The organism is Urbifossiella limnaea (assembly GCF_007747215.1).
GTDB classification, from domain to species: Bacteria; Planctomycetota; Planctomycetia; order Gemmatales; family Gemmataceae; genus Urbifossiella; species Urbifossiella limnaea.
Genome location: NZ_CP036273.1, coordinates 2,615,545 through 2,638,553, shown reverse-complemented (window position 1 = coordinate 2,638,553; position 23,009 = coordinate 2,615,545). Strand labels below are relative to the sequence as shown.

At 69.0% G+C, this 23,009-nt stretch carries 31 protein-coding genes and 1 pseudogene; 28 read left to right on the top strand and 4 right to left on the bottom strand.

Features of this window, described 5'->3' with window-relative positions; translation table 11 throughout:
- Positions 1-12: 12 nt before the first annotated feature.
- A complete protein-coding gene (gene pheT / locus ETAA1_RS10615; RefSeq protein WP_202920816.1) occupies positions 13-2,526 on the bottom strand; it encodes a phenylalanine--tRNA ligase subunit beta in 2,514 nt (837 codons plus the stop codon).
- A 174-nt stretch (positions 2,527-2,700) separates the two neighbouring features.
- Here pheT and rpsJ point away from each other — a divergent pair, with 174 nt between their 5' ends.
- From rpsJ to rplQ, 27 genes and pseudogenes are all read left to right on the top strand, one after another.
- Positions 2,701-3,033, top strand: coding sequence for a 30S ribosomal protein S10 (gene rpsJ, locus ETAA1_RS10610; RefSeq protein ID WP_145237405.1), 333 nt, complete (start codon positions 2,701-2,703; stop codon positions 3,031-3,033).
- A gap of 213 nt (positions 3,034-3,246) precedes the next feature.
- Complete coding sequence (gene rplD, locus ETAA1_RS10605) at positions 3,247-4,077, top strand: 50S ribosomal protein L4 (protein WP_145237402.1); 831 nt, start codon at positions 3,247-3,249, stop codon at positions 4,075-4,077.
- A 41-nt stretch (positions 4,078-4,118) separates the two neighbouring features.
- Positions 4,119-4,484 (top strand): 50S ribosomal protein L23, encoded by a 366-nt coding sequence (gene rplW, locus ETAA1_RS10600; protein WP_145237399.1) that lies wholly within the window; start codon positions 4,119-4,121, stop codon positions 4,482-4,484.
- 92 nt (positions 4,485-4,576) lie between these two features.
- Positions 4,577-5,455 carry a 50S ribosomal protein L2 gene (gene rplB, locus ETAA1_RS10595; protein WP_145237396.1) on the top strand — a complete coding sequence of 293 codons (879 nt, stop codon included), beginning with the start codon at positions 4,577-4,579 and terminating at the stop codon, positions 5,453-5,455.
- 153 nt (positions 5,456-5,608) lie between these two features.
- A complete protein-coding gene (gene rpsS / locus ETAA1_RS10590; RefSeq protein ID WP_145237393.1) occupies positions 5,609-5,881 on the top strand; it encodes a 30S ribosomal protein S19 in 273 nt (90 codons plus the stop codon).
- 3 nt (positions 5,882-5,884) lie between these two features.
- Positions 5,885-6,226 carry a 50S ribosomal protein L22 gene (gene rplV, locus ETAA1_RS10585; RefSeq protein ID WP_145237391.1) on the top strand — a complete coding sequence of 114 codons (342 nt, stop codon included), beginning with the start codon at positions 5,885-5,887 and terminating at the stop codon, positions 6,224-6,226.
- A 96-nt stretch (positions 6,227-6,322) separates the two neighbouring features.
- On the top strand, positions 6,323-7,072 hold the full coding sequence (gene rpsC, locus ETAA1_RS10580; RefSeq protein WP_145237388.1) for a 30S ribosomal protein S3: 750 nt from the start codon (positions 6,323-6,325) through the stop codon (positions 7,070-7,072).
- 39 nt (positions 7,073-7,111) lie between these two features.
- On the top strand, positions 7,112-7,570 hold the full coding sequence (rplP, locus tag ETAA1_RS10575; RefSeq protein ID WP_145237385.1) for a 50S ribosomal protein L16: 459 nt from the start codon (positions 7,112-7,114) through the stop codon (positions 7,568-7,570).
- 14 nt (positions 7,571-7,584) lie between these two features.
- Positions 7,585-7,938: a 50S ribosomal protein L29 gene (rpmC, locus tag ETAA1_RS10570; RefSeq protein ID WP_145237383.1), complete on the top strand. Its 354-nt coding sequence runs from the start codon at positions 7,585-7,587 to the stop codon at positions 7,936-7,938.
- Positions 7,938-8,294 (top strand): 30S ribosomal protein S17, encoded by a 357-nt coding sequence (gene rpsQ, locus ETAA1_RS10565; RefSeq protein ID WP_145237381.1) that lies wholly within the window; start codon positions 7,938-7,940, stop codon positions 8,292-8,294. The genes rpmC and rpsQ overlap by 1 nt, the downstream gene beginning before the upstream one ends.
- A gap of 38 nt (positions 8,295-8,332) precedes the next feature.
- The gene (rplN, locus tag ETAA1_RS10560) at positions 8,333-8,698 is read left to right on the top strand and encodes a 50S ribosomal protein L14 (RefSeq protein WP_145237378.1); all 366 of its coding nucleotides are present in this window, start codon (positions 8,333-8,335) and stop codon (positions 8,696-8,698) included.
- Between the two features lie 58 nt (positions 8,699-8,756).
- Entirely contained in the window at positions 8,757-9,107 is a 351-nt protein-coding gene (gene rplX / locus ETAA1_RS10555) for a 50S ribosomal protein L24 (protein ID WP_145237376.1), read from the top strand.
- A gap of 62 nt (positions 9,108-9,169) precedes the next feature.
- Positions 9,170-9,760 (top strand): 50S ribosomal protein L5, encoded by a 591-nt coding sequence (gene rplE, locus ETAA1_RS10550; RefSeq protein WP_145237373.1) that lies wholly within the window; start codon positions 9,170-9,172, stop codon positions 9,758-9,760.
- Between the two features lie 82 nt (positions 9,761-9,842).
- On the top strand, positions 9,843-10,103 hold the full coding sequence (locus tag ETAA1_RS33805) for an uS14 family ribosomal protein (RefSeq protein WP_145237370.1): 261 nt from the start codon (positions 9,843-9,845) through the stop codon (positions 10,101-10,103).
- A 24-nt stretch (positions 10,104-10,127) separates the two neighbouring features.
- Positions 10,128-10,577, top strand: a complete 450-nt coding sequence (gene rpsH / locus ETAA1_RS10540; protein WP_145237369.1) for a 30S ribosomal protein S8 — start codon at positions 10,128-10,130, stop codon at positions 10,575-10,577.
- A 144-nt stretch (positions 10,578-10,721) separates the two neighbouring features.
- Complete coding sequence (gene rplF, locus ETAA1_RS10535) at positions 10,722-11,267, top strand: 50S ribosomal protein L6 (protein WP_145237367.1); 546 nt, start codon at positions 10,722-10,724, stop codon at positions 11,265-11,267.
- A 105-nt stretch (positions 11,268-11,372) separates the two neighbouring features.
- Positions 11,373-11,726: pseudogene (gene rplR / locus ETAA1_RS10530) on the top strand (50S ribosomal protein L18); the annotation flags it as partial.
- 187 nt (positions 11,727-11,913) lie between these two features.
- The gene (gene rpsE / locus ETAA1_RS10525) at positions 11,914-12,429 is read left to right on the top strand and encodes a 30S ribosomal protein S5 (protein ID WP_145237364.1); all 516 of its coding nucleotides are present in this window, start codon (positions 11,914-11,916) and stop codon (positions 12,427-12,429) included.
- Complete coding sequence (gene rplO, locus ETAA1_RS10520; protein ID WP_145237362.1) at positions 12,429-12,935, top strand: 50S ribosomal protein L15; 507 nt, start codon at positions 12,429-12,431, stop codon at positions 12,933-12,935. The genes rpsE and rplO overlap by 1 nt, the downstream gene beginning before the upstream one ends.
- 155 nt (positions 12,936-13,090) lie before the next feature.
- The gene (gene secY, locus ETAA1_RS10515) at positions 13,091-14,476 is read left to right on the top strand and encodes a preprotein translocase subunit SecY (RefSeq protein ID WP_145237359.1); all 1,386 of its coding nucleotides are present in this window, start codon (positions 13,091-13,093) and stop codon (positions 14,474-14,476) included.
- A 22-nt stretch (positions 14,477-14,498) separates the two neighbouring features.
- Positions 14,499-15,293 (top strand): type I methionyl aminopeptidase, encoded by a 795-nt coding sequence (gene map / locus ETAA1_RS10510; RefSeq protein ID WP_145237356.1) that lies wholly within the window; start codon positions 14,499-14,501, stop codon positions 15,291-15,293.
- Positions 15,294-15,381: 88 nt separating this feature from the next.
- On the top strand, positions 15,382-15,495 hold the full coding sequence (gene rpmJ, locus ETAA1_RS10505; RefSeq protein ID WP_145237353.1) for a 50S ribosomal protein L36: 114 nt from the start codon (positions 15,382-15,384) through the stop codon (positions 15,493-15,495).
- A 57-nt stretch (positions 15,496-15,552) separates the two neighbouring features.
- Positions 15,553-15,933, top strand: a complete 381-nt coding sequence (gene rpsM, locus ETAA1_RS10500) for a 30S ribosomal protein S13 (RefSeq protein ID WP_145237351.1) — start codon at positions 15,553-15,555, stop codon at positions 15,931-15,933.
- Positions 15,934-16,003: 70 nt separating this feature from the next.
- The gene (rpsK, locus tag ETAA1_RS10495) at positions 16,004-16,384 is read left to right on the top strand and encodes a 30S ribosomal protein S11 (RefSeq protein ID WP_145237349.1); all 381 of its coding nucleotides are present in this window, start codon (positions 16,004-16,006) and stop codon (positions 16,382-16,384) included.
- Positions 16,385-16,566: 182 nt separating this feature from the next.
- Positions 16,567-17,205, top strand: coding sequence for a 30S ribosomal protein S4 (rpsD, locus tag ETAA1_RS10490; protein WP_145237347.1), 639 nt, complete (start codon positions 16,567-16,569; stop codon positions 17,203-17,205).
- Between the two features lie 146 nt (positions 17,206-17,351).
- Complete coding sequence (locus tag ETAA1_RS10485; protein ID WP_145237344.1) at positions 17,352-18,353, top strand: DNA-directed RNA polymerase subunit alpha; 1,002 nt, start codon at positions 17,352-17,354, stop codon at positions 18,351-18,353.
- Positions 18,354-18,486: 133 nt separating this feature from the next.
- On the top strand, positions 18,487-19,017 hold the full coding sequence (gene rplQ, locus ETAA1_RS10480) for a 50S ribosomal protein L17 (protein WP_145237341.1): 531 nt from the start codon (positions 18,487-18,489) through the stop codon (positions 19,015-19,017).
- Between the two features lie 73 nt (positions 19,018-19,090).
- Here the strand turns inward: rplQ and ETAA1_RS10475 are convergent, their stop codons facing one another.
- Positions 19,091-19,651, bottom strand: coding sequence for a hypothetical protein (locus ETAA1_RS10475; RefSeq protein ID WP_145237338.1), 561 nt, complete (start codon positions 19,649-19,651; stop codon positions 19,091-19,093).
- Positions 19,652-19,695: 44 nt separating this feature from the next.
- Between ETAA1_RS10475 and pyk the strand changes: the two genes are divergently transcribed.
- On the top strand, positions 19,696-21,144 hold the full coding sequence (gene pyk, locus ETAA1_RS10470; protein ID WP_145237335.1) for a pyruvate kinase: 1,449 nt from the start codon (positions 19,696-19,698) through the stop codon (positions 21,142-21,144).
- A gap of 3 nt (positions 21,145-21,147) precedes the next feature.
- On the opposite strand, the gene ETAA1_RS10465 is transcribed toward pyk, so the two are convergent.
- Both ETAA1_RS10465 and ETAA1_RS10460 read right to left on the bottom strand, forming a co-directional pair.
- Entirely contained in the window at positions 21,148-22,263 is a 1,116-nt protein-coding gene (locus ETAA1_RS10465) for a mandelate racemase/muconate lactonizing enzyme family protein (RefSeq protein ID WP_145237332.1), read from the bottom strand.
- A 39-nt stretch (positions 22,264-22,302) separates the two neighbouring features.
- Positions 22,303-22,995 carry a YdjY domain-containing protein gene (locus ETAA1_RS10460; protein ID WP_145237329.1) on the bottom strand — a complete coding sequence of 231 codons (693 nt, stop codon included), beginning with the start codon at positions 22,993-22,995 and terminating at the stop codon, positions 22,303-22,305.
- Positions 22,996-23,009: the final 14 nt, after the last annotated feature.

The following is a 23,009-nucleotide window of genomic DNA, read 5'->3' as shown; positions in this document are numbered from 1 at the left end:
GCAACACCACCATCACACATCCTTCCCGCGAATCTGGGCCTTGAGGACGTGCCGGAGCCGACCCTCGATCTTTTGGTGGGCCTTGTCGATTTCCTTGTCCGTCAGCGTCTTGTCGGCCGGCTGGTACACCAGCGCGAACGCCAGGCTGCGGGTGCCGGCCGGGATGCGGTCGCCGGTGTACACGTCGAACAGTTCCGCCCCCGTCAACAGGTCGCCGCCGGCGGCGCGAATCTCGGCCAGCACCGCGTCCGCGGGCGTGTCGGCGGGCACGATGACGGCCACGTCGCGCTTGGCCGGCGGCACCGTCGGGAACGGCCGGTACGGGAACCGCACCGGCACTGCCGCGAGCAGCGCGTCGAGATCGAGCTCGGCCACCTGAACCGCCCGCTCCCCGAGTCCGAAGCTCGCCGCGACCGTCGGGTGGAGTTCGCCGATCGCCCCGACCGCCGCGCCGTTCACGACCACCTCCGCGGCCCGGCCCGGGTGCAGGTGCGCCAGGCCCTTCGCGGTGCGGAACGACGCCGACAGGTGCAGGTCGGCCGTGAGCGCCTCGATTACGCCTTTGAGGTCGAAGAAGTCGAACGCCGCCGGCTTGGTGCCGAGTGGGTCGTCCCACGCGGCGGCGGTGCGGCGGCCACTCTGCACCAGCGCCAGCCGCCGCGGCTCGGCCGGAAGCGGCTGACCGGCCACCGGCAGGAACACGACGCCGATCTCGAAAAGGCTCACGGCGTCGGCCGCCAGGAGGTTCCGCTGCGCGACTTCGAGCAGGCCCGGCAGCAGCGTCGTCCGCATCACGCCGCGGTCGGGGCTGATCGGGTTCAACAGCGCGACGTGCGACCGACCCGTAGACAGTTTCCCTTCCGTCGCGGCCCCGGTCAGCGAGTAGGTGATGCACTCCTGCAAGCCCTGGTCGGCGAGCAGGTCGCGGACGTGCTCCTCCAGTTCCAGCGGCCGATTCCCCAGTTGTTCGGGCAGGGGCTGCGACAGCCGCGTGTCCGGCAGGTGGTCGTAGCCGTAGACGCGGGCCAGTTCCTCGATCAGGTCGGCGACACCGGCCTGGATGTCGAGCCGCGTCGGCGGCGTGGCCACGCGCCAGCCCTCACCCTTCGACTCAACCTGGAACTGAAGCGCCGACAGCACGCGCACGACTTCGGCGGGCGGGATGTCGAAGCCGAGAACGCGGCGGATCGCGGCGGGCGTCAGGTCGATCACCTGCGGCGGCACCGGCGCGGGGTAGCTGTCCACGATTCCGCTCAGCACCTCGCCGCCGGCCAGGGTGCGGAACAGCTCCGCGGCGCGGACCGCGGCCGGCTTCGCCAGCTCGGGGTGGACGCCCTTGGCGAACCGCGTGCTCGCCTCGCTGAACAGTGTGAACTGCCGCGCCGTCTTGCGCACGCTCACGAAGTCGAACGCCGCCGACTCCAGCAGGATGGACTTGGTCGCCGCCGTGACTTCGGTGTCGAACCCGCCCATGACCCCAGCCAGCGCGACCGGCCCGGCGGCGTCGGCGATGACGAGGTTGTCCGGCCCCAACTCGCGGTCCTGGCCGTCGAGCGTCTTCAGCTTCTCGCCCGCCTTCGCCGGCCGCACCGTGATGACCGGCGCCTTGCCGCCGGCCCGCGCCACGAGGGCGTCGTAGTCGAAGGCGTGGAGCGGCTGGCCGTATTCGAGCATCACGTAGTTCGTGATGTCCACCGCGTTCGAGATCGGCCGCATGCCCGCAGCGTCGAGCCGCGACCGCATCCAGCGCGGGGCCGGGCCGATCGTCACGTTGCGGATGATTGTCGCCGTGTAGCGACCGCACAGCTTCGGGTCGGCGATCTCGACCGACACCTTGCCGGCGATCTGGTCCGCGATCGTCTGCACCGTGGGTTCAGCGATCGTGGTGGCGGCGCCGGTGAGGGCCGCAACCTCGCGGGCGATGCCGATCAGCGACAGGCAGCGGGCCATGTTCGGGAGCACGTCGAGCTCGACCACCACGTCACCGAGCACGTCCGCGACCGGCGTCCCGGGGGCGGGGTCGGCGTCGTCGAGGAGGATGATCCCCTCGTGCTCGTCGGAGATGCCCAGTTCGTAGTTCGACATGCACATCGCGTCGTTCATGATGCCGCGGAGTGCCTTCGGCTCCAGGGTGAAGACGGCCTTCTTGCCCTCCTTGTCGGCGTAGAAATACTTCGTGCCGCGGAGGCCCAGCACGACCTTCATGCCGCTCTGACCGGGGGCGATGTTCGGCGCGCCGGTCACCACGGTTTTCGGCTCGGCCGCGCCGTAGTCGATCGTCACCAGCTTCAGCTTGTCGGCGTCGGGGTGCTTCTCGATTTTCAGCACCCTGCCGAGCACAACCTTGTCGCGCTCCCACACCAGGCCGGCGCGTTCCGGCTTCACGCGCAGGCCGGTCGGAACGGGGAGGCCGAACACCGTCACGCCCGCGGCTTCCAGGCCGGCGAGCGTGAGACGCTCGACCAGAATCGCGGGGTCGGCCGGGAGCGCAACGAGGTCGCGGAGCCAAGAGAGCGGGACGAGCATGGCGAGGTTCCGGTAGCGGGGAACCGTCATGGTAGCAGCGGGGGCGCGGCCGGCGACCGTACGACGACCGGCTACGATTGTTCGGCCCGCGCCTTGCCGCCCTGCGGCGCCGCGAATAATGTTCCACCTTCCGATTTCCCGGCGACCGAGCGGTCCGCGGCGACAGGGGGCAACGTGGCGGCCAACCAGAGCGAGCGCATCCGCATCCGGATGGAAGGGTACGACCACGAGGTTCTCGACCGCACCGCGGGCGAGATCGTGCAGACGGCCCGGGACAACGGCGCCGACGTTCACGGGCCGATTCCGCTGCCGACGCGCATCGAACGGTACACGGTGTTGCGGTCGCCGCACATCGACCGCAAGAGCCGCGAGCAGTTCGAGATCCGCACCCACAAGCGGCTCATCGACATCCTCAAGCCGACGCAGAAGACCATCGAGGCGCTCAACAAGGGGCTCAACCTGCCCCCGGGCGTGGACATCAAGATCCGCGTCATCACCGGCGGCTGAGCCATCGCGGCACAAAAACGATGCCGGGTGCTTGACTCCCACCCGGATGCCGCTAAGAAATTAGTCCCGCCCGCCGCGGCACCCCTCCGGGGTGGACAGTTCGGCGGGCGGTTCTCGTGCAGGACGACCCAGCTTCGCCGCGGTTCGGGCAACTGAACCAAATATGCGGCTCACCGGGCAACCGGTCAGGCGGGGTCGAGATGAGGTTCCCCCATGGCCGACTTGAACGGCGCCAACGGGGCCGCGAAGGCTCCCGCGTCCTCGCGTGTCACCGAGTACACGACCGCCATCACCGTCCCCGTGGTCAACAAGGCCGGGGCCGAGGTGGGGTCGATCACGGTCGACCCGAAGGACTTCGGCGGCAAGATCAGCAAGCAGCTGATGCACGAAGCCGTGCTGATGTTCCTGGCCAACCAGCGGGCCGGCACGCACAGCACCCTCCGCCGCGGCGAAGTGGCCGGCAGCACAAAGAAGCTGTTCCGGCAGAAGGGCACCGGCAACGCCCGCGCCGGCACCAAGCGCACGAACAAGCGGCGCGGCGGTGGTACCGCGAAGGGGCCGAAGCCCCGCGACTACTACTACCGCCTCCCGAAAAAGGCCGTGAAGGCCGCCAACCGGATGGCCGTGCTGTCGAAGATCGTGGACAAGGAGATCGTCGTCCTCGACGAGCTGGCTCTCGCCGCCCCGAAGACGAAGGAAGTGTTCGGCCTGCTCAAGAGCCTGAAGGTCGGCAAGAAGACGACCGAGGGCGGCGAGAAGGACGTGACCCTGGCCGACACCACGGTGCTGATCGGCACCAACGGGCTGGACCAGAACGTGTACCGCAGCGCCCGCAACATCGAGGGCGTGAAGGTGCTGCCGGTCGCCGAGTTCAACTGCTACACCGTGCTTCGGCAGAAGCGGCTGCTGGTGACGAAGGCGGCGCTCGAGGCGTTCATCAAGCCGCCGGCGACCGCCACCGCGGCCCCGAAGGCCGAGAAGCCCGCGATCAAGCGCCGCGGCCGGGCCGCCCGCATCGCCGCCCGTAAGGTCGCCGCCAAGTAGCACCCGGAGGCTCCGGGTTCGCCCCGGAGTGGAGAAGCGTCATGCCGCGTCCCCGTCCACACCCGAAGCGGTACGTGCGGAAGCTCGCCGCCCGCAAGCCGTGCGTCCACGGCGAGCCGGGGATCGAGCTGCGGCCGTACCAAGTGCTCCTGAAGCCCCTCGTCACCGAGAAGGGCACCCACCAGAGCACGCGGTACAACGCGTACACCTTCCAGGTGAACCCGATCGCCGACAAGACGCAGATCCGGAAGGCGGTCGAGGAGCTGTTCAACGTCCGCGTCACCGACGTGCGGACGATGAACCGGAAGGGGAAGACCCGCCGGTTCCGCCAGGAAGAGGGTTCGCTGCCGGCCTGGAAGAAAGCCATCGTGGCGCTGCACCCGGACGACAAGATCGAGTTCTATTGACCGGCGGCGGCTGTCAGCGGTCAGCTGTCAGCCAGGCGGCGAGGCACCCGGCCGTCGGCGGAACGCCGACGGCCGATAGCTGAGAGCAAGACATGGGCATCAAGCAATACAAGCCGACCTCCGCCGGCCGCCGCGGCGGGAGCGTGTCCGACTTCGCGGACTGCACGTTCCCCGGCGTCAACAAGCCGGAAAAGTCGCTGCTGTCGCCGATCAAGAAGAGCGGCGGGCGGAACCACCACGGCATCACCACCACCCGGTTCCGTGGGGGTGGTCACAAGCGGATGTACCGCCAGATCGACTTCAAGCGGAAGCGCGACGGCGTCGAGGCGGTGGTGATCTCGGTCGAGTACGACCCGAACCGCAGCGCCCGCATCGCGCTCATCGAATACCCGAAGGACGAGAAGTACGACAACGCCAAGAGCTACATCCTGGCCCCGGTCGGGATGAAGGCCGGCGACAAGGTCATCTCGGGCGAGACCGAGGCCGTCGAGCCGAAGCCGGGCAACTGCATGCCGCTGTGGAAGGTGCCCCTCGGCATGGCCGTCCACAACGTCGAGCTGACCCCCGGCCGCGGCGGTCAGATCTGCCGCTCCGCCGGGTGCTCGGCCACGCTGAGCGCCCGCGAGAAGGACTGGGCGCAGCTGACGATGCCGAGCGGGGAAATCCGCCGCGTGTCGAGCAAGTGCCGGGCGACGATCGGCAGCGTGTCGAACCCCGAGCACATGAACATCAGCCTCGGCAAGGCCGGGCGGAACCGGTGGAAGGGCCGCAAGCCGCACAACCGCGGCATGGCCATGAACCCGATCGACCACCCGATGGGCGGCGGCGAGGGGCGCAGCAAGAGCGGCGGCCAGCCGAAGGGCCCGACGGGCGTGCTGTCGAAGGGCGGCAAGACGCGCAAGGACCGCAAGCCCGGCGGCGGCGCCATCCTGCGGCGGCGCCCGAGCGGCAAGCACCAGAAGAGCAGTTAAGTGAGCTGAGGCCCGCCCGGCGTGCGGGCTTCGCCGCTGAAGTAGAAATCCGGTGGCCGGTCCGCGTGGGCCTGCCTACGTTACACAGTCCCGGGTTCGTGACGCCCGGTGTGTGTGTTTGGCGAGCCTGGCAGGACACGAGCGGGACGACGCATGAGCCGGTCGCTGAAGAAGGGTCCTTACGTCGACCTCCGGCTCCTCGGCAAGGTCGAGAAGCAGGGGCCGAACAAGGAGCCGATCAAGACCTGGGCGCGGGACTGCACCGTCGTCCCGGAGTTCATCGGCGCGACGTTCCTCGTGCACAACGGGAAGTCGTTCCTGCGGGTCTACTGCACCGAAGACATGATCGGCCACAAGCTCGGCGAGTTCTCGCCGACGCGGACGTTCAAGGGTCACAGCGGCGGCAAGGCGAAGGGCGGGAAGTAAGACATGGAATACAAGGCCGTACACCGCTACGCCGACCAGGGCCCCCGCAAGATCCGCGTGTTCGCGGACCTGATCCGCGGGCGGAACGCGGACGAAGCGATCGAGATGCTGAAGTTCTACCACAACCGGGGCGCCCGGCTGTTGGAGAAGGTCGTCAAGAGCGCCCTCGGGAACGCCGACGACCGCGAGTGCCCGGACCTCGACGCCCTTGTCGTGACCGAGGCCCGCGTCGACGAGGCGCCGATGTTCAAGCGGATCCAGCCCCGGGCGCGCGGCACCGCGTTCCCGATCAAGCGGCGGATGTCGCACATCCACGTCACTCTCGGCGAACCCGCCGAAGGCTGAGCGGCGGGTGGGGTTGTAGAAGCGGGGGCCGGCCGCGGTCGGCCCCCGGCGCATTAAGCGACCGCGACGGACCACGACGGACCAAGAGGCACGGCGATGGGTCAGAAAGTCCGACCGACCGGCTTCCGCACGGGGATCATGCGCCCCTGGCGCTCCACGTGGTACGCCAGCAAGGCCGACTTCTCCGAACTGCTGATCGAGGACTTCAAGGTCCGGGCGTTCGTGCAGAAGTACCTGACCAACAAGAAGGACCGCAAGGTCCAGCGGCCGGCCATCTCGGACATCAAGATCGAGCGGACCCGCGAGCGGGTCACGATCACGATCAGCAGCAGCCGGGTCGGCGCCATCATCGGCAAGAAGGGCGAGAAGATCGACAACCTGACCAAGGCGCTCGAGAAGCTGACGCGGCGGCACATCGAGGTGAAGACGATCGAGATCGCCCGCCCCGAGATCGACCCGCAGCTGATCGCCGAGGACATCGCCGAGCAGCTCGAGCGCCGGGCCAGCTTCCGCCGCACGATGAAGCAGGCGATGCAGCGGGCGATGGAGGGCGGCGCCAAGGGCGTGAAGCTCCAACTGTCCGGCCGCCTCGGCGGGTCGGAAATGGCCCGCTGCGAGAAGGGGATGGAAGGCTCGATCCCGCTCTCGACCCTCCGCGTGAAGGTCGAGTACGGGTTCAGCGAGGCCACCACCCCCCAGGGGAACATCGGGATCAAGTGCTGGGTGAATCAGGGCGACTACCTGACCGGCGACATCATCGACCCGACGGACGCGTCCGGCGCCCCGACGCAGCGGCGCCGCGGCCCGCGGCGCGGGCCGGGCGGGTTCGGTGGCGGCGGCCGCTGAGTGCGGCCCCGGGGTGTGACTCATTGAGGGAGACGGCCGATGCCGCAGATGCCGAAGCGGGTGAAGTTCCGGAAGGGACAGCGCGGGGTGACGAAGGGCATCGTCGCGCAGCGGAAGTACGCCGGCTACATCAAGGGTAACGCCCACCGCGGCAACTACGTCGCCTACGGCGACTTCGGCCTGCAGTCGCTCGAAGGCGGCTGGCTGTCGGCCGAGTGCATCGAGTCGGGCCGTATCACGATGACGCGGTTCGTCTCGGGCGAGGGCCGGTACTACATCCGCGTCTTCCCGCACAAGCCGGTGACTGCGATCCCCGCCGAGACCCGCATGGGTAAGGGCAAGGGCGAGCCCGAGTACTGGGCCGCGGTGGTGCGGTCCGGGCAGGTGATGTTCGAGATCGGCGGCCTCCCGGAGAGTGCCGCCCGCGACTGCCTGGCCCGCGTCGCCTACAAGATGCCGTTCAAGTGCCGGTTCGTGACCCGCCGGCCGAACGTCTAAAAACGGGTGCGTAGATGCCTGCGACCAAGACCGACTTCCGCGGGATGAGCGACGAACAGCTCGCGCTCAGCCTGAAGGAAACCGAAAAGACCGTGTTCTCGCTTCGCTTCCAGTCGGCGTCCGACCGCAAGGAGACGGCGACCGAGCTGAAGAAGGCGAAGAAGGACATCGCCCGCATCCGCACCCTCCAGCGGGAGCGCGAGCTGACCAAGCTGAAGGCCCTCCCGGCCGATCAGCTGGCCACCCGCGTCGCCAGCCTGGGCGAGAAGGACAAGGCCGGCGGCCCCGGCAAGCGGCTGGTGCGGCGGCAGCTCCGGCGCGTCGAGGCGCTGCACGCAAAGGCGACGGCCAAGAAGGGGAGCAAGTGATGGCGGACGCGACGGCCACCCCGGCGAAGAGCACCGGCCCCCGGCACCTGACCGGCATTGTCACCCGGGACAAGAACCTCAAGACCCGCCGGGTCGAGGTCACCCGCTCGGTGCGGCACCCGAAGTACGGCAAGTACGTCAAGCAGCGGACGATCTGCTACGTCCACGACGAGAAGAACGAGTCGCACCTCGGCGACACGGTCGAGATCGCCGAGAGCCGGCCGCTGTCGCGGACGAAGCGCTGGAACCTCGTCCGCGTCGTCACGAAGAGCCCGAGCCGAACGCTGTCGAAGCTGGAAGGCGCCGTCGCCGGGAGCGACGCCGCCGCCCCCACCCCCGCGGCCGACGCCAAGTAAGACACCCCGGGGCCGCAACGCCCCGCCGAGGCGCTGACATGATCCAGATGTACACGTACATGGACGTGGCCGACAACACCGGGGCCAAAGAGGTGATGTGCATCCAGGTGCTGGGCGGCAACAAGCGCCGCGTGGCCAACCTGGGCGACATCATCCGGGCCAGCGTGAAGAAGGCCATCCCCGGCGGCGACGTCAAGCCGGGCGACGTGATCAAGGGCGTGGTCGTCCGCACGAAGGTGGCCACCCGCCGCGAGGACGGCAGCTACGTCCGGTTCGACAGCAACGCGCTCGTCCTACTGGACAACGACAACAACCCGCGCGGCACGCGCATCTTCGGGGCCGTGCCCCGCGAGCTGCGGGCCAAGTACAACAAGATCATCAGCCTGGCGTCGGAAGTGGTCTGAGGTTGAACGCCCGCCCGCGCGACGTGTGGCCCACGGATACGAGTAGCAAGAGCGACCCATGTACATCCGCAAAGACGACACCGTGGTGGTGCTGACCGGGGACGACAAGGGCGTCCGCGGCAAGGTGCTGTCCGTCTCGCCGAAGTCCGGGAAGGTGCTCGTCCAGGGCGTCAACCGCGTGTACCGGCACCTGAAGCCGTCGCGCACCAACCCGCAGGGCGGCCGGCTCTCGAAGGAGATGCCGGTCAACGCCTCGAACGTGATGCTCATCGACCCGAGCACCAACCAGCCGACCCGCGTCGGCGTGCGGTACGCGGCCGACGGCACCAAGGAACTGTACGCCAAGAAGAGCGGCGCCCGCATCCGCATCCTGGCCAAGGCCAACCCGAAGTACGCCACCAAGGCGTGAACCCGGCCCGTACCGGCCCCGTCGGCATGGGGCCGCCATAGGCTGCACGAGGTATCGACGACATGGCCGCGACCGCCGAAGACGTGAAGGAAGCCCCGGTCCCGCCGCCCCGGCTGCTGGAGCGGTACAAGGCCGAGATCGTCGCCGCTCTGAAGCAGAAGTTCGGCCGCGACAACCCGCACGCCGTGCCCAAGCTGATGAAGATCAGCTTGAACATGGGCGTGGGCAAGGCGCTCCAGGACAAGGAGCGGATGAAGCAGTCGGCCGAGCAGCTCGGCCTCATCGCCGGTCAGAAGCCGCAGGTCATGAAGGCCAAGGTGGCCGTCAGCGGGTTCCGGCTCCGCGAGGGGAACGAGATCGGCTGTCGTGTCACGCTCCGCGGCAAGCGGATGTACGAGTTCCTCGACCGGCTCATCAACGTGGCCCTGCCGCGAATCCGCGACTTCCGCGGGGTGAACCCGAAGAGCTTCGACGGCAACGGCAACTACAGCATGGGGCTGACCGAGCAGCTAGTCTTCCCCGAGATCGACCCTGACAAGGTGACGTTCACGCAGGGCATGGACATCACCTTCGTCACCAGCACCCGGAACGACGACGAGGCCCGCGAGCTGTTGCGGGCGTTCGGGATGCCGTTCCGGGACGACAGCAAGTAAGCGGACAGCGATTCACGGAACGGCCGGCTCGCCCGGGAAGTGTACCCCCGGGGCCGAGCCGGAACGCCGACCCGAGACCACGATGTCGACGAACGCCAAAGAAGCTACGTTCGCGCGCCAGATGGAGCGCCTCGACGCCCACCGCGCCGAGATCAAGAAGCCGGCCGACCAGCAGAACCCGGCGAACCTGATGTCGGGCCGCGACCGCATCCGCGTCCGGTTCCGCTGCGGCCTGTGCGGCCGCGGCCGTGCCGTCTACCGGAAGTTCGGCGTCTGCCGCATCTGCTTCCGCAACCTGGCGTCGAGTGGCCTGATCCCCGGCGTCCGCAAGGCGTCCTGGTAACACGCGAAAAGGGAGGACACGCGCATGATGACCGACCCGATCGCGGACATGCTGACCCGCATCCGCAACGCCAACACCATCGAGCGGCCGCTCGTCGAAATGCCGGCCACGAACCTGAAGGTGGGCATCGCCAAGGTGCTGCTCGAGGAGGGTTTCGTCCTCGGTTACCGCACCGGCAAGACGGTCACGAACCCCGAGACCGGTGTCAAGGACTTCGTCGAAGTGCCGAAGCTCGGCGAGCCACACGTCGTGCTGCAGGTGTTCCTGAAGTACGGCCCGGACGGCGAAAAGGTGATCCGCCACCTGGAGCGGTACAGCCGCCCCGGCCGCCGCGTGTACCAGAAGTACACCGAGGTGAAGCGGGTGCTCGACGGCCTCGGCATCGCCATCCTGAGCACGAGCCGCGGCGTGATGAGCGACCGCCAGGCCCGCCGCGACAAGGTTGGCGGCGAGGTGCTGTGCACGGTGTGGTGAGTTAGATTGGGCACACGGCCGACGTGAGCTGCTGGCCGTTACACCAGACACCTACACCAACGACCTGCCGGCTCAAGCCGGCCGTTCGCCAATATTCAGGGGCTGCGTTCCGGCCGCGAGCCGGTGAAGCCCGGAGGACCAACAATGTCGCGTATCGGCAAACAGCCCGTCGCCGTCCCCGGCGGCGTCACGGTGAACATCACCAACCGCCTCATCACGGTCAAGGGGCCGAAGGGCGAGTTGAAGTTCACCCACCACGAGAACGTCGCGGTGGCCAGCGACGGCAAGCAGGTCACCGTCACCCGGCCGAACGACGAGCGCCTCAACCGCGCGCTTCACGGGCTGACCCGGGCTCTGGTCAATAACATGATCGTGGGCGTGACCAAGGGCTACGAGAAGAAGCTCAAGGTCGAGGGCGTCGGCTTCCAGGCCGCGGCCAAGGGCAAGGGCGTGGAGCTGACCGTCGGCTTCGCCAACCGCATCGTCCACGAGCCGCCGGCGGGCGTGACGGTGGCCGTGCCCGACCCGACGACCATCGTGGTGAGCGGCATCGACAAGCAGATTGTCGGCCAGTTCGCCGCCGAGGTCCGCGCCAGCCGCAAGCCGGAGCCGTACAAGGGCAAGGGCATTCGGTACGAGGGCGAGGTCGTCCGCCGCAAGGAAGGTAAGTCGTTCGCCGCGGGCAAGTAGCCGTCGGCTGGTGGCCCGACTTGCTGCCGCGTCGCGTGACCCGACCCCGAACACCAACGCCGTTCGCTGCCCGACAGCGGACGGCTGAGAGCTGAGAGCAGGACGATGGACGCACAGAAGCTGAAGGCGAAGCGGTCCGAGCGGCGGCGGAACCGCGTGCGGAAGCCGATCTACGGCACCCCGGCCCGCCCGCGGCTGAGCGTGTTCCGCAGCAACCTGCACATCTCCGCCCAGCTGATCGACGACCTGAACGGCGTCACGCTGGCCGCGGCGACCAGTTCGGGCAAGGCTTCCGGGCTGAAGCACGGCGGCAACGTTGCCGCCGCCACGGAGGTGGGCAAGAAGCTCGCCGCGGCGGCCACGGGCAAGGGGATCACCGCCGCCGCGTTCGACCGCGGGGCGTACCGGTTCCACGGCCGCGTCGCCGCCCTGGCCCGCGCCGCCACCGAGGCCGGGCTGGTCTGCACCAGCCTGGACGCGCCGGTCCACAAGGAGAAGCCGGCGGCCACGGCTCCCGAGAAGAAGCCGGCCAAGGAAGCCAAGCCGAAGGGCGAGGGGAAGCCGAAGGGCGACGCCCCCAAGAAGGACAAGAAGTAACCCCGGACACAGCCGCGGCGCCGGCCCGGCGCCCGAGTGAGGACCCCATATGGCCCGCGACCGTGACCGCGGCGGCGACCGCGACTCCCGCGACAACGCCCTGGTCGATTTCGTCGTGAAGATCAAGCGGTCGGCGTGCGTCGTCAAGGGCGGCCGCCGGTTCAGCTTCAACGCGCTGGTCGTCGTCGGCGACAAGCGCGGCAAGGTGTCCTACGGCTACGGCAAGGCCAACGAAGTGCCGCCGTCGGTCGAGAAGGCCATCAAGGAAGGCGAGGCCAACGTCAACCGGTCGAAGAAGGTGTCGCTCCGCGGCAACACCATCCCGCACCGGGTGATCGGCAAGTTCGGCGCCTCGAAGGTCATCATGGTCCCGGCCGGGCCGGGCACCGGCGTCAAGGCCGGGCCGGGCGTCCGCGAGGTGCTCCAGGCCGCCGGCGTCACCAACATCCTCACCAAGGTCCACGGGAGCACCAACCCGATGAACCTGGTGAAGGCCACGATCAACGGCTTGAACCAGCTACGCACCCGCGAGGAAGTCGCGGCGCTGCGGGGGGTGGCACTCTAATGGACCTGAACGCAGTTCACAGCGGCGTCGCCAAGCGGAAGCTCAAGCGTCGCGTCGGCCGCGGCATCGGCTCGGGCCAGGGTAAGACTTGCGGCCTCGGCCAGAAGGGCCAGTACGCCAGCGCCGGCGCCAGGCTCCCCAGCGGCTTGTTCGAGGGCGGCCAGATGCCGCTCTACCGCCGCCTCCCGAAGCGCGGGTTCAACAACGCCCGCTTCCAGAAGAACCACTCCGTGGTCAACGTCGGCGATCTGGACGTCTTCGACGCCAACGCCACCGTCGACCTGGACGCGCTGAAGGCGAAGAAGTTGGTGCCGTCGAGCACCGAGGGCGTGCGGGTCCTCGGCGACGGCGACCTGGCGAAGAAGCTTACGGTCAAGGGCGATCACTTCTCCAAGTCGGCGAAGGAGAAGATCGAGAAGGCCGGCGGCAAGGTAGATCTGATCCCGCCGCCGAAGAAGCCGGTACGGAACAAGATGACGCCGCGGCCGCCGAAGGCCGCCAAGTGAAGGGCTGAGCAGGTGAAGGGGTGAAGGGGTGAGAAGGGCCGGCTGCACGCCCCCTTTCTTGCCCCCTCTCCCCTTCATCCCTTCAGAGACAGAGCCGCAAGCCGAGAATCGGGTCGGTCGGCGTCCCGTAGCGTAGACAGCCGCCGGAGGGAACCATGCAGACCCTGCTGACGATCTTCAAGATTCCCGAGCTGCGGAAGAAGATCTTCATCACGCTCGTGTTCCTCGCCGTTTACCGGATCGGGTACTACGTCCCGCTCCCGATGATCGACCACGCGAAGATGGCCGAGAAGATGGCGAACGCCCAGGGCGGGGCGCTCGGCCAGGTGCTCGGCTTCGTCTCCATGTTCTCCGGCGGCAACCTCAGCACGGCGTGCATCTTCTCGATGGGGATCATGCCGTACATCTCGGCGTCGATCATCATCCAGCTCCTCGCCAGCGGCGTCGTCCCGTCGCTCGAACGCCTCCGCAAGGAGGGCGAGAGCGGCCGCAAGAAGCTGAACGAGATCACCCGCTACCTCACCGTGCCGATCTGCCTCGTCCAGGGCTTCATCATCGCCCAGTCGGTGATGCGCCCCGAAGGCTCCGACGGCATGGGGCTCACGCCGCCGACCTACGCGGAAGGCTTCAACCTGTACTGGTTCGGGTTCTCCGCCGTCGTCACGATGACGGCCGGGACGGTGTTCCTGATGTGGCTCGGCGAGCAGATCGACGAGTACGGCATCGGCAACGGCATCAGCCTCATCATCATGGCCGGCATCGTCGCCCGCCTCCCCGACGCCACCGGCAAGCTGATCTTCGACAGCACGACCGGGAAGGTGAAGGAGTCGCTGTTCACGCTCGGGGCGGCGACCGGCGACGTGAGCTTCGAGAAGCTGGTGGTGCTGCTGTTCCTGTTCGTCGCGGTGGTGGTCGGCGTGATCGCCATGACGAAGGCCCAGCGGCGCATCCCGACGCAGAGCGCCAAGCACGTCCGCGGCCGGCGCGTGTACGGCGGCACCCGGCAGTTCCTGCCGATGAAGGTGAACGCCGCCGGCGTCATGCCGGTGATCTTCGCCAGCACGCTGCTCATCCTGCCGTGGTTCCTGTTCAACCTGATCGCCAACGTGACCGACGCCGGGTGGGCGGCCAGCATGGCGCAGACGTTCCAGAACCACAGCGGGTGGATGTACAACGTGATGTACATCGTGATGATTTACGTGTTCTGCTACTTCTGGGTCGCCATCACCTTCAACCCGAAGGAGATCGCCGACAACCTGAAGGACTACGGCAGCTTCATCCCCGGGTACCGGCCGGGCAAGCGCACCGCCGACTACCTGGAGCGGGTGCTGATGCGGATCACGTACGTGGGGGCGGCGTTCCTCGCGGTCATCGCCATCATCCCGAACGTGGTGACCGGCGTGCTGGAAATCGACCCGGTCGTGGCGAGCTTCTACGGCGGCACCGGCCTGCTCATCGTCATCAGCGTCGCCCTGGACCTGGTGCAGAAGATCAACAGCCACCTGGTCATGCGGAACTACGCCGGCCTGACCGACGACTGACGTGCGGACGGAGGTAGCCGCCATGCTCCGACAGAACACGAACCGGCCGCCGGAGCTGAAGTCGGCCCGCGAGATCGGGCTGATGCGGGAGGCCGGTAAGCTCGTCGCGCGGGCCCTGCGCATCTGCCGCGAGCTCGCCAAGCCCGGCACCAAGACCATCGAGATCGACCAGGCCGTCGAGAAGTTCTACGCCGAGCACGGGGCCGTCCCGCTGTTCAAGGGCTACCCCGGCAAGACGCCCTTCCCCGCCGTCACGTGCCTGAGCGTGAACGAGCAGGTCGTCCACGGCATCCCCGGCAACCGCGTCCTCAAGGAGGGCGACCTCCTCAAGGTGGACACGGCCTGCAAGCTGAACGGCTGGTGTGCCGACCGGGCCATCACCATCCCGATCGGCCCGGTGTCGCCGGAAAAGGCCCGGCTGGTGAAGGTGGCCGAGGAGACGCTCCAGCTGGCGATCGACCTGCTGCCGAAGCGGAAGTGGTGGACGCAGGTCGCCAGCGAAATGCAGAAGCACGTGGAGCAGTCCGGGTTCAGCGTGGTGACGAGCTACGTCGGGCACGGCATCGGCCGGGTGATGCACGAGAACCCGCAGGTGCCGAACTACGTGGACCGCGAGACCCGCAAGCAGGACTTCAAGCTGGAACCCGGCCTGACCCTGGCCGTCGAGCCGATGGTGAACATGCGGAAGGGCGAGGTGGACACGCTCTCCGACACCTGGACGGTGGTGACGCGGGACCGGATGCCGAGCGTCCACGTCGAGCACACGCTGGCGCTGACCGCCGGCGGCGTGTTGATCGTGACCGCGGACGAGGAGTAGAATTCTCCGCCGCGCCCTTGCCCGGGAAAACGGGCGTTCCTACTGTGAAAGTTTACCCGCCCGTGGGCGGCATCGGAACAGGTGGCCCATGAAGGTGCGTGCGAGCGTCCGCCGGATGTGCGAGAAGTGCAAGCTGATCAAGCGGAAGGGCGTCGTCCGCGTGATCTGCGAGGACCCCCGCCACAAGCAGCGGCAAGGCTAAGGTCTTGAGCCCGACCGGCTCGACCACGAACTCGAACCTCCCAACGCGAAACCGACCATGCCGCGTATCCAAGGCGTCGACATCCCGCCGGACAAGCCGACCCACATCTCCCTGCGGTACATCCGCGGGCTGGGGCCAACCACGGCCCTCGAGGTGTGCGGCAAGCTGAACATCGACCCGCAACGGCGGGCGAAGGAACTCACCGACGACGAGGTCGCCCGGATCGCGGTGCTGATCGACCGCGACTACCTGGTCGAGGGGCCGCTGCGGCGGTTCGAGGGCGCGAACATCACGCGCCTCAAGGAGATCAAGAGCTACCGCGGCGAGCGGCACCGGAAGAACCTCCCGGTCCGCGGCCAGCGGTCGAAGACGAACGCCCGCACCCGGAAGGGGCCGCGCAAGACGGTCGCCGGCAAGAAGGGCGTGAAGGACAAGTAAGGCGTAACGCGGTGATCGGGGGGCTGCCCCCGGCGGTCCACCCCGACAACCGACAACCGGCATCCCACAAATGGCAAAGTCGAAGAAGAAGAAGGCCCGTCGTAACGTGTCGCGTGGGATCGCCCACGTGCAGAGCACGTTCAACAACACGATCGTGACCATCACCGACACCAACGGCGACGTGCTGTGCAACGCGTCGGCCGGCACCGTTGGGTTCAAGGGGAGCCGCAAGAGCACCCCGTTCGCGGCCCAGCGGGCCGCCGAGGAGTGCGCCGCCAAGGCGTCCAAGTTCGGCGTCAAGGAAGTCGAAGTCCGCGTGAAGGGGCCGGGCGCCGGCCGCGAGTCGGCCATCACCGCCCTGCAGGCCTCGGGTCTTAACGTCAAGGCCATCGAGGACGTGACCCCGCTGCCGCACAACGGCTGCCGCCCGCCCAAGAAGCGGCGCGTGTAAGCCGTCCCCCGTCGTCGTCTTTCCGCCGCTTGCGGCGTTGCCCCCGGGTGCAACGCCGCAAGCGGCGTTAGACGGGTGCCCGAACCGACCCTGGGGTTCGCCGGGCCTACCTTCCGACGACACCTAACGGCCCGTCCGCCGGACGCGCCACCTGACCCCTGGCTCCGAGTCCCGACCCAATCATGGCCCGCAACGTCGACCCCGTCTGCAGGATGTGCCGCCGCGAGCAGATGAAGCTCTACCTGAAGGCGGAGCGCTGCTTCAGCCCGAAGTGCCCGATCGACCGCGAGGCGCTGCCGCCGGGCATGCACGGCGCCCGCCGCAGCAAGACGTCCGAGTACGGCGTCCGCCTCCGCGAGAAGCAGAAGCTCAAGCGGTTCTACGGCGTGCTCGAGAACCAGTTCCGCCGCTACTACCAGCTCGCCACGCGGTCGCCCGAGAACACCGGTGAGCAGTTGCTCTCGATTCTCGAACGGCGGCTCGATAACGTCGTCCACCGACTCGGGTTCGCCGGCAACCGGAACACGGCCCGACAGATGGTGGCCCACGGGCACGTGCTCGTCAACGGCCGCAAGTGCGACATCCCGAGCGCGCTGGTCAAGCCCGGCGACGTGATCAAGGTGAAGGCCGTGGACCGCAGCCTCAAGATGGCCCGCGAGGGGTTGCAGAAGAACCTCGTCCGCGTCCCCGACTTCCTGGTCGTGACGAACAACAGCGACGCCCCGGAAGGCTCGATGACCCGCCTCCCGAGCCGGGCGGACGTGGACGAGCGGATCGACATGATCCGCGAGCAGCTGATCATCGAAATCGCGACCCGGTAACGGGGGCGCTCGGCGCGACTCGTCCCCGGCCGCCGCGACCGGCCGGGGCTTCTGACCGATTCTTTCAAGTCGCCGTCTGGCTCGTCCACGTCGTCCCGGTCGCGGGGCCGGCGGGGGGCGGTAAGCCGACGGCCGGAGGACTTCTCATGCGGGTTCGCTGGCGCGGGCTGGAACTGCCCAACCGGGTCTCGGCCGACCGGGCCACCCTCACCGACACCTACGGCAAGTTCTACATCGAGCCGTTCGAGCGCGGCTTCGGGATGACGCTGGGGAACTCCCTCCGCCGCATCCTCCTGTCGAGCCTCGAAGGGTCGGCCGTCACGCGCGTCAAGATCGGCGGCGTGCAGCACGAGATCTCCACCATCACCGGCGTCGTCGAGGACGTGACCGACATCCTCCTCAACGTCAAGAGCCTGGTCGTCAAGAACGTGAGCGACCAGCCGAAGGTCGTCCGCATCCAGAAGCACGAGGCCGGCGTCGTCCGCGGCGTGGACGTGCAGCACGACGAGACGGTGCAGATCATCAACCCCGAGCACCACCTCGCCACGCTCACCGCCGACGTGCCGTTCAGCGTCGAGATGACGGTCGAGAACGGCCGCGGGTACAAGACGGCCGACGAGAACGCCGGCAAGGAGCGCGAGATCGGCGTGATCCCGGTGGACAGCTCGTTCTCGCCGGTCGTTCGCGTCAAGTACGACATCGAGGAGACGCGCGTCGGCCAGAAGACGAATTACGACCGGCTCGTGATCGAGATCTGGACCAACGGCACCGTCGGCCCGCAGATGGCGCTGGTGGAGGCCGCGAAGATCCTGCGGAAGCACCTGAACCCGTTCGTGCAGTACACCGAGCCGGGGCCGGAGGTGCCGCTGGACGAGCCGATCGAGGTCGGCGGCAGCGCCCCGCGCGACGCCGGCGACGCCGAGCTGGAGAAGAAGCTGAACATGAGCCTGGCCGAGCTCGAGCTGTCGGTCCGGGCCACGAACTGCTTGGAGACGGAAGGGATCACCACCGTCCGCGAGCTGGTGATGCGGGCCGAGGACGAGCTCCTCGAGGTCCGCAACTTCGGCGAAACGACCCTCCGCGAGGTGAAGGCCAAGCTCCAGGAGCGCGGCCTCTCGCTGGGGATGAAGCTGCCCACACGCCGCTAAGCGGCACCCGGGAGACAGGGGGCGGGAGCCTGGAACCACCAGCCCCGTACCCGACGGACGCCCCGCGACCCGTGGCACGGCGCGGGGGTCGTTCCAGTCTCCTGTTTCCTGTGTCCTGCTCCCTGGAGAAGCCATGCGCCATCGTCAGGCTGGAAAGCACTTCAGCCGCACCCCGGCCCACCGCGAGGCCCTGTTCCGCAACCTGTCGCGGTCGCTCATCACGCACGAGCGGATCGTCACCACGCTGCCGAAGGCGAAGGCGCTGCGGCCGTACATCGAGAAGCTCATCACGCTGGCGAAGAAGGCCGCCGTCATCACCGCCGCGGCCCCCGAGGGGGACAAGGTGGCGCGGGTGAAGGCGCTCCACCTCCGCCGCCAGGCCGCCACGATCCTGGGGCCGACGCACGGCACCGCCGTCGTCGACAAGAATGACGAAGTGGTGGAAGGCGACACGATCCTGAAGAAGCTGTTCCGCGACATCGGCCCGCGCTACAAGGAGCGGCCGGGCGGGTACACGCGGATCATCAAGCAGCACTACCGCCGCCTCGGCGACGGCGGCCACACGGCCGTGATCGAGCTACTGAAGGAGGGCGAGCAGAAGGTGCGCCTGAACGCCAAGGCCGCTCCTGCCCCGGCCCCCGCGCCGGCCGCCCCGACGGCGTGAGTCAAACCCTGGCGAGCGGCCCGCGTGAGCGGGCTGTTCCCGAGCGCGTACGACGCGCTCGGGAACAGCCCGCTCACGCGGGCCGCTCGCCTCGCTTCCACGTCCACGTTGCAACACACACCATCAACCCCGCCCACAGCACGCCCCGCCGCCAGTCCGCCGCGAACAGCACGGCCGCGTTCACCACCACGAACGCCAGAAACCCGTGGACGCACGACGTCACCCACCGCGGGCGTCGCCGACAGCTCTCCCCCCACACCGCCAACCACACCGCGTCCGCGAGCCACACGGCGACGAAGGCGTAGTTCACCCAGACGCCTGCCCCCACGCCCGACACCTCCGCCGTGCGCCGCACCGCGTCCGCGTGCGACCAGCCGTGTCCGACGTGCATCGCCACCGCCACGTGGAACGCCGCCGCACTCGCACCCCACACCCACACCCCTGCCCCGCTGCCGCGCCACGCCCGCGGCCAGCCGAGTGCCCACGCCGCCACGGCCAGCCATGCCGTCTCGCGAATCGCCGGGTGCGCCGGGTCGAAACTCGGCGCCCCAAGCACCGCCAAAGCACCGCGCCATCCCAGCGCCGCGGTCAGCGCCGCCGCCGCGGCGAATTGAACCCGTACGCCCCACGCCATACACCACCCCGGCGGCGGTCCCATCCTACCGGAGTACAGCCACCATGTCCCCGACACCCCGACGGACCAAGATCGTCGCCACACTCGGGCCGGCCACCGACGACCCGCCGGTGCTCGAAGCCGTCCTCCGCGCCGGCGTCGACGTGGCCCGCGTCAACTTCTCGCACGGCGCCGCCGACGAGCACCTGGCCCGCGTCGCCCGCTTCCGGGAAGCCGCGCGGAAGGTCGGCAAGTTCGCCGCCGTCCTCGCGGACCTGCCCGGACCGAAGCTCCGCGTGAAGATCGCCGCCGCCCGCGAGCTGGCCCCCGGCGGCGAAGTCAGTTTCAGCCTCACCGCCGAGCCGGTCCACGCCGACGACCTGGTACTGACGGAACCCGAAGTGCTGGCCGACGTGCGGCCCGGCCAGCGGATGCTCCTGGACGACGGCCGGCTGCAACTCGACGCCGGCACCACGCAGGGCGGCCGGCTGCTGGCGCGTGTGGTGGTCGGCGGCACGCTCAAGCCGAACAAGGGGCTCAACCTCCCCGACACGCCGCTCACCATCGCCGCCGTCACCGACCGCGACCGGGCGGCGCTGCTGGTCGCGGCGCGGGCCGGCGTGGACTGGGTGGCGCTGTCGTTCGTCCGCGGCCCGGAGGCGGCCGGCGAGGTGCGGGCGGCGCTGGCCGCGGCCGGGATTCGTGCCCCGGTGATCGCGAAGGTCGAGCGGCCGGAGGCGGTCCGGAGCGCGGCCGCGATCGTCGCCGCGTTCGACGGCGTGATGGTGGCCCGCGGCGACCTCGGCGTCGAGATCGCGCTGGAGAAGGTGCCGACCGTGCAAAAGATGCTGATCAACGAGTGCCGGGCCGCGGGGAAGCCGGTCATCACCGCCACCGACATGCTCGACTCGATGCGCGAGAGCCCGCGGCCGACCCGGGCCGAGGCCAGCGACGTGGCCAACGCCATCTTCGACGGGACCGACGCCGTGATGCTCTCGGGCGAGACGGCGGTCGGGAAGTACCCCGTGGAGGCGGTCGGCTGCATGGCCCGCATCGCGGTCGAGACGGAGACGCACCTCCGCGACACCGGCCGGTCGCTCGGGGCGCACTTCAACCGCCCGGACTTCGGCATCGACGACCCGATGGCCGAGGCTGCGTTCGACCTCGCCGACCAGGTGGAGGCGACCGCGATCATCATCCCGACGCTGTCCGGCCGCACGGCCCGGCTCGTCACGCGGCGGCGGCCCTGGGCGCGGGTGATCGCCGTGGCTCCGACCGACCCGGTCTTGCAGGGGCTGGCCATCGACTGGGGCGTGACGCCGGTGCGGATGACGCCCGCCGGCCCCGGCGGCGACCGCACCGCGATGGCCGTCCGCGACGCCTTCGCGGCGGGCACGGTCCGCCCCGGCGAGCGCGTCGTGATCCTGGCGGGCCACCCGATCGAGGGCGGGCCGCTGTACCCGACCATCCGCGTCGTCCGCGTCGACGGGAACGGCGAGTCCGTGCCGCCGTGACCGTCAGCCGACGCGCCAGCGCTTCAGCTGCTCCTCGTCGAGTTCGACGCCGAGCCCGGGCCCGTCCGGCACCCGCGCGTACGGCGGCCCCAGGTCGAGCGGTTGCGTGATGAGGTCGGCGTCGTGGTAGAACGGGCCGATGGTGTCGGCGGGGAAACTGTCCGTGTCGATCTCGGGGAACGCGGCCGCGACGTGGAGCATGGCCGCGGTGCCGATCCCCAGTTCGAGGTTGCTCCCGATCGTGCAACGGATGCCCGCCGCCTTCGCCACCGCCACGATCTCGGCCGTGGCCGCGATGCCGCCGTGCTTCCCGGGATAGACGCTCAGGATGTCCGCGGCCCGGTGGGTGGTGAGGAGCCAGGCGTCTTGCAGCGTGAAGACGCTCTCGTCGGCCATGATCGCCGCGTCGGTGACGTGCCGCAGTTCGGCCAGCGCCGCGGGGTCGCCGGCCGGGATCGGCTGTTCCGCGAGCAGCAAGTTGGTGTCGGCGAGCGCCCGGAGGCAGTGGCGGGCCTGGCGGATGGTCCAGCCGCAGTTGGCGTCGATGGTCAGCGGCACGTCGGGGCCGGCGACTTCGCGGACGGCCCGCACCCGCGCCACGTCCGTGTCGGGGTCGAGGCCGACCTTCACCTTCACGCACGACACGCCGAGCGCGAGGTGCCCCTCGGCCATGGCGCGGGAGCCGGCCACGTCGCGCGCCCAGACGACGAGCTTGATCCGCACGTGGTCGCGGACCCTCCCGCCGAGGAGTTGGTACACCGGCCGCCCGACGGCCTTGCCCGAAATGTCCCACAGGGCCATCTCGACGGCGGCCTTCGTGAACGGGTTCAGCTTGATGATGAAGTCCATCGCCCGGCGCGCCGCCGTGATATCGCGCGGGTCGGTGCCGACGAGTTGCGGGGCGATGTAGTCGCGGATCGCGGCGACGCTGCCGGCCTGCGTCTCGCCCGACCACAGGCCGGAGATGGTGGCCTCGCCGAGGCCGACGAGCCCGGCGTCGGTGTGAACCTTGACGATCACGTAGGGCGAGACGGCGTGTTCGCCGTGAGCCGTCTTCGCGGTCCAGCCCTTCTTGAGGGGCACACAGACCGGGATGGCTTCGACGCGGGTGATCTTCATGGGCGACCCTGGTGTGCGTGCGGCAATGCCGCAATCGGCCTACTTCGCTGGCGCTTCAATCACAAGCCGGACGGCGCCGCCCTCCTTCGGCAGCGCCTCGGGGTTCACGTCCAGCTTCAGGTACTTCTCCTCCTTCATCGTCCAGTCGGTCTGTAGCACCACCTCGTCGGTGACCGGGAACAGGCACACCAGCGAGCCGGTCAGGTCGGCGCCGTACTTCTTCTCGTCCGGCTTCGTCGGGTCCGGGGCCACCATCGTCGAGCCGGTGAACCGGAACGTCATCTTCGGCGCCTGCTTCTTCGACTTTGGGTCGATCAGCACCTTCTCGATGGCCACCTTCTTCGAGGTGCTTCCTTCGGGCACCTCGAAGTACACCAGCACGGCCGGCCCTTCGGCCTTCGCGTCCGGCCCCTTCGCCGGTTTCCCCGCCTTGAGACCGAGGGCCTCCAGCCCCTTGTGGACGTCCGACGGCATCACGTCGATCGCCACCACGATTTCGTGGGCCTTCTTGCCGCGCGGGTGGCCCCAGCCGGCAATCAGCTCGATCGGGTAGACCTCCCCCTTGAGGTGTTCGAGCTTCCGCGGGGCGACCTTCGCCGGCACGCTGACCGTCCGCTTCTCCTTGTCAACGACCACGACCGCCGACTTGTCCTGCCCCGCCGCGGGGTCGCCGCCGACGCCGACGAGTACCGCGAACACGACCGCCAGCGCGGGGACCAGGAGACGCTTCATCGGGAACTCCGTGC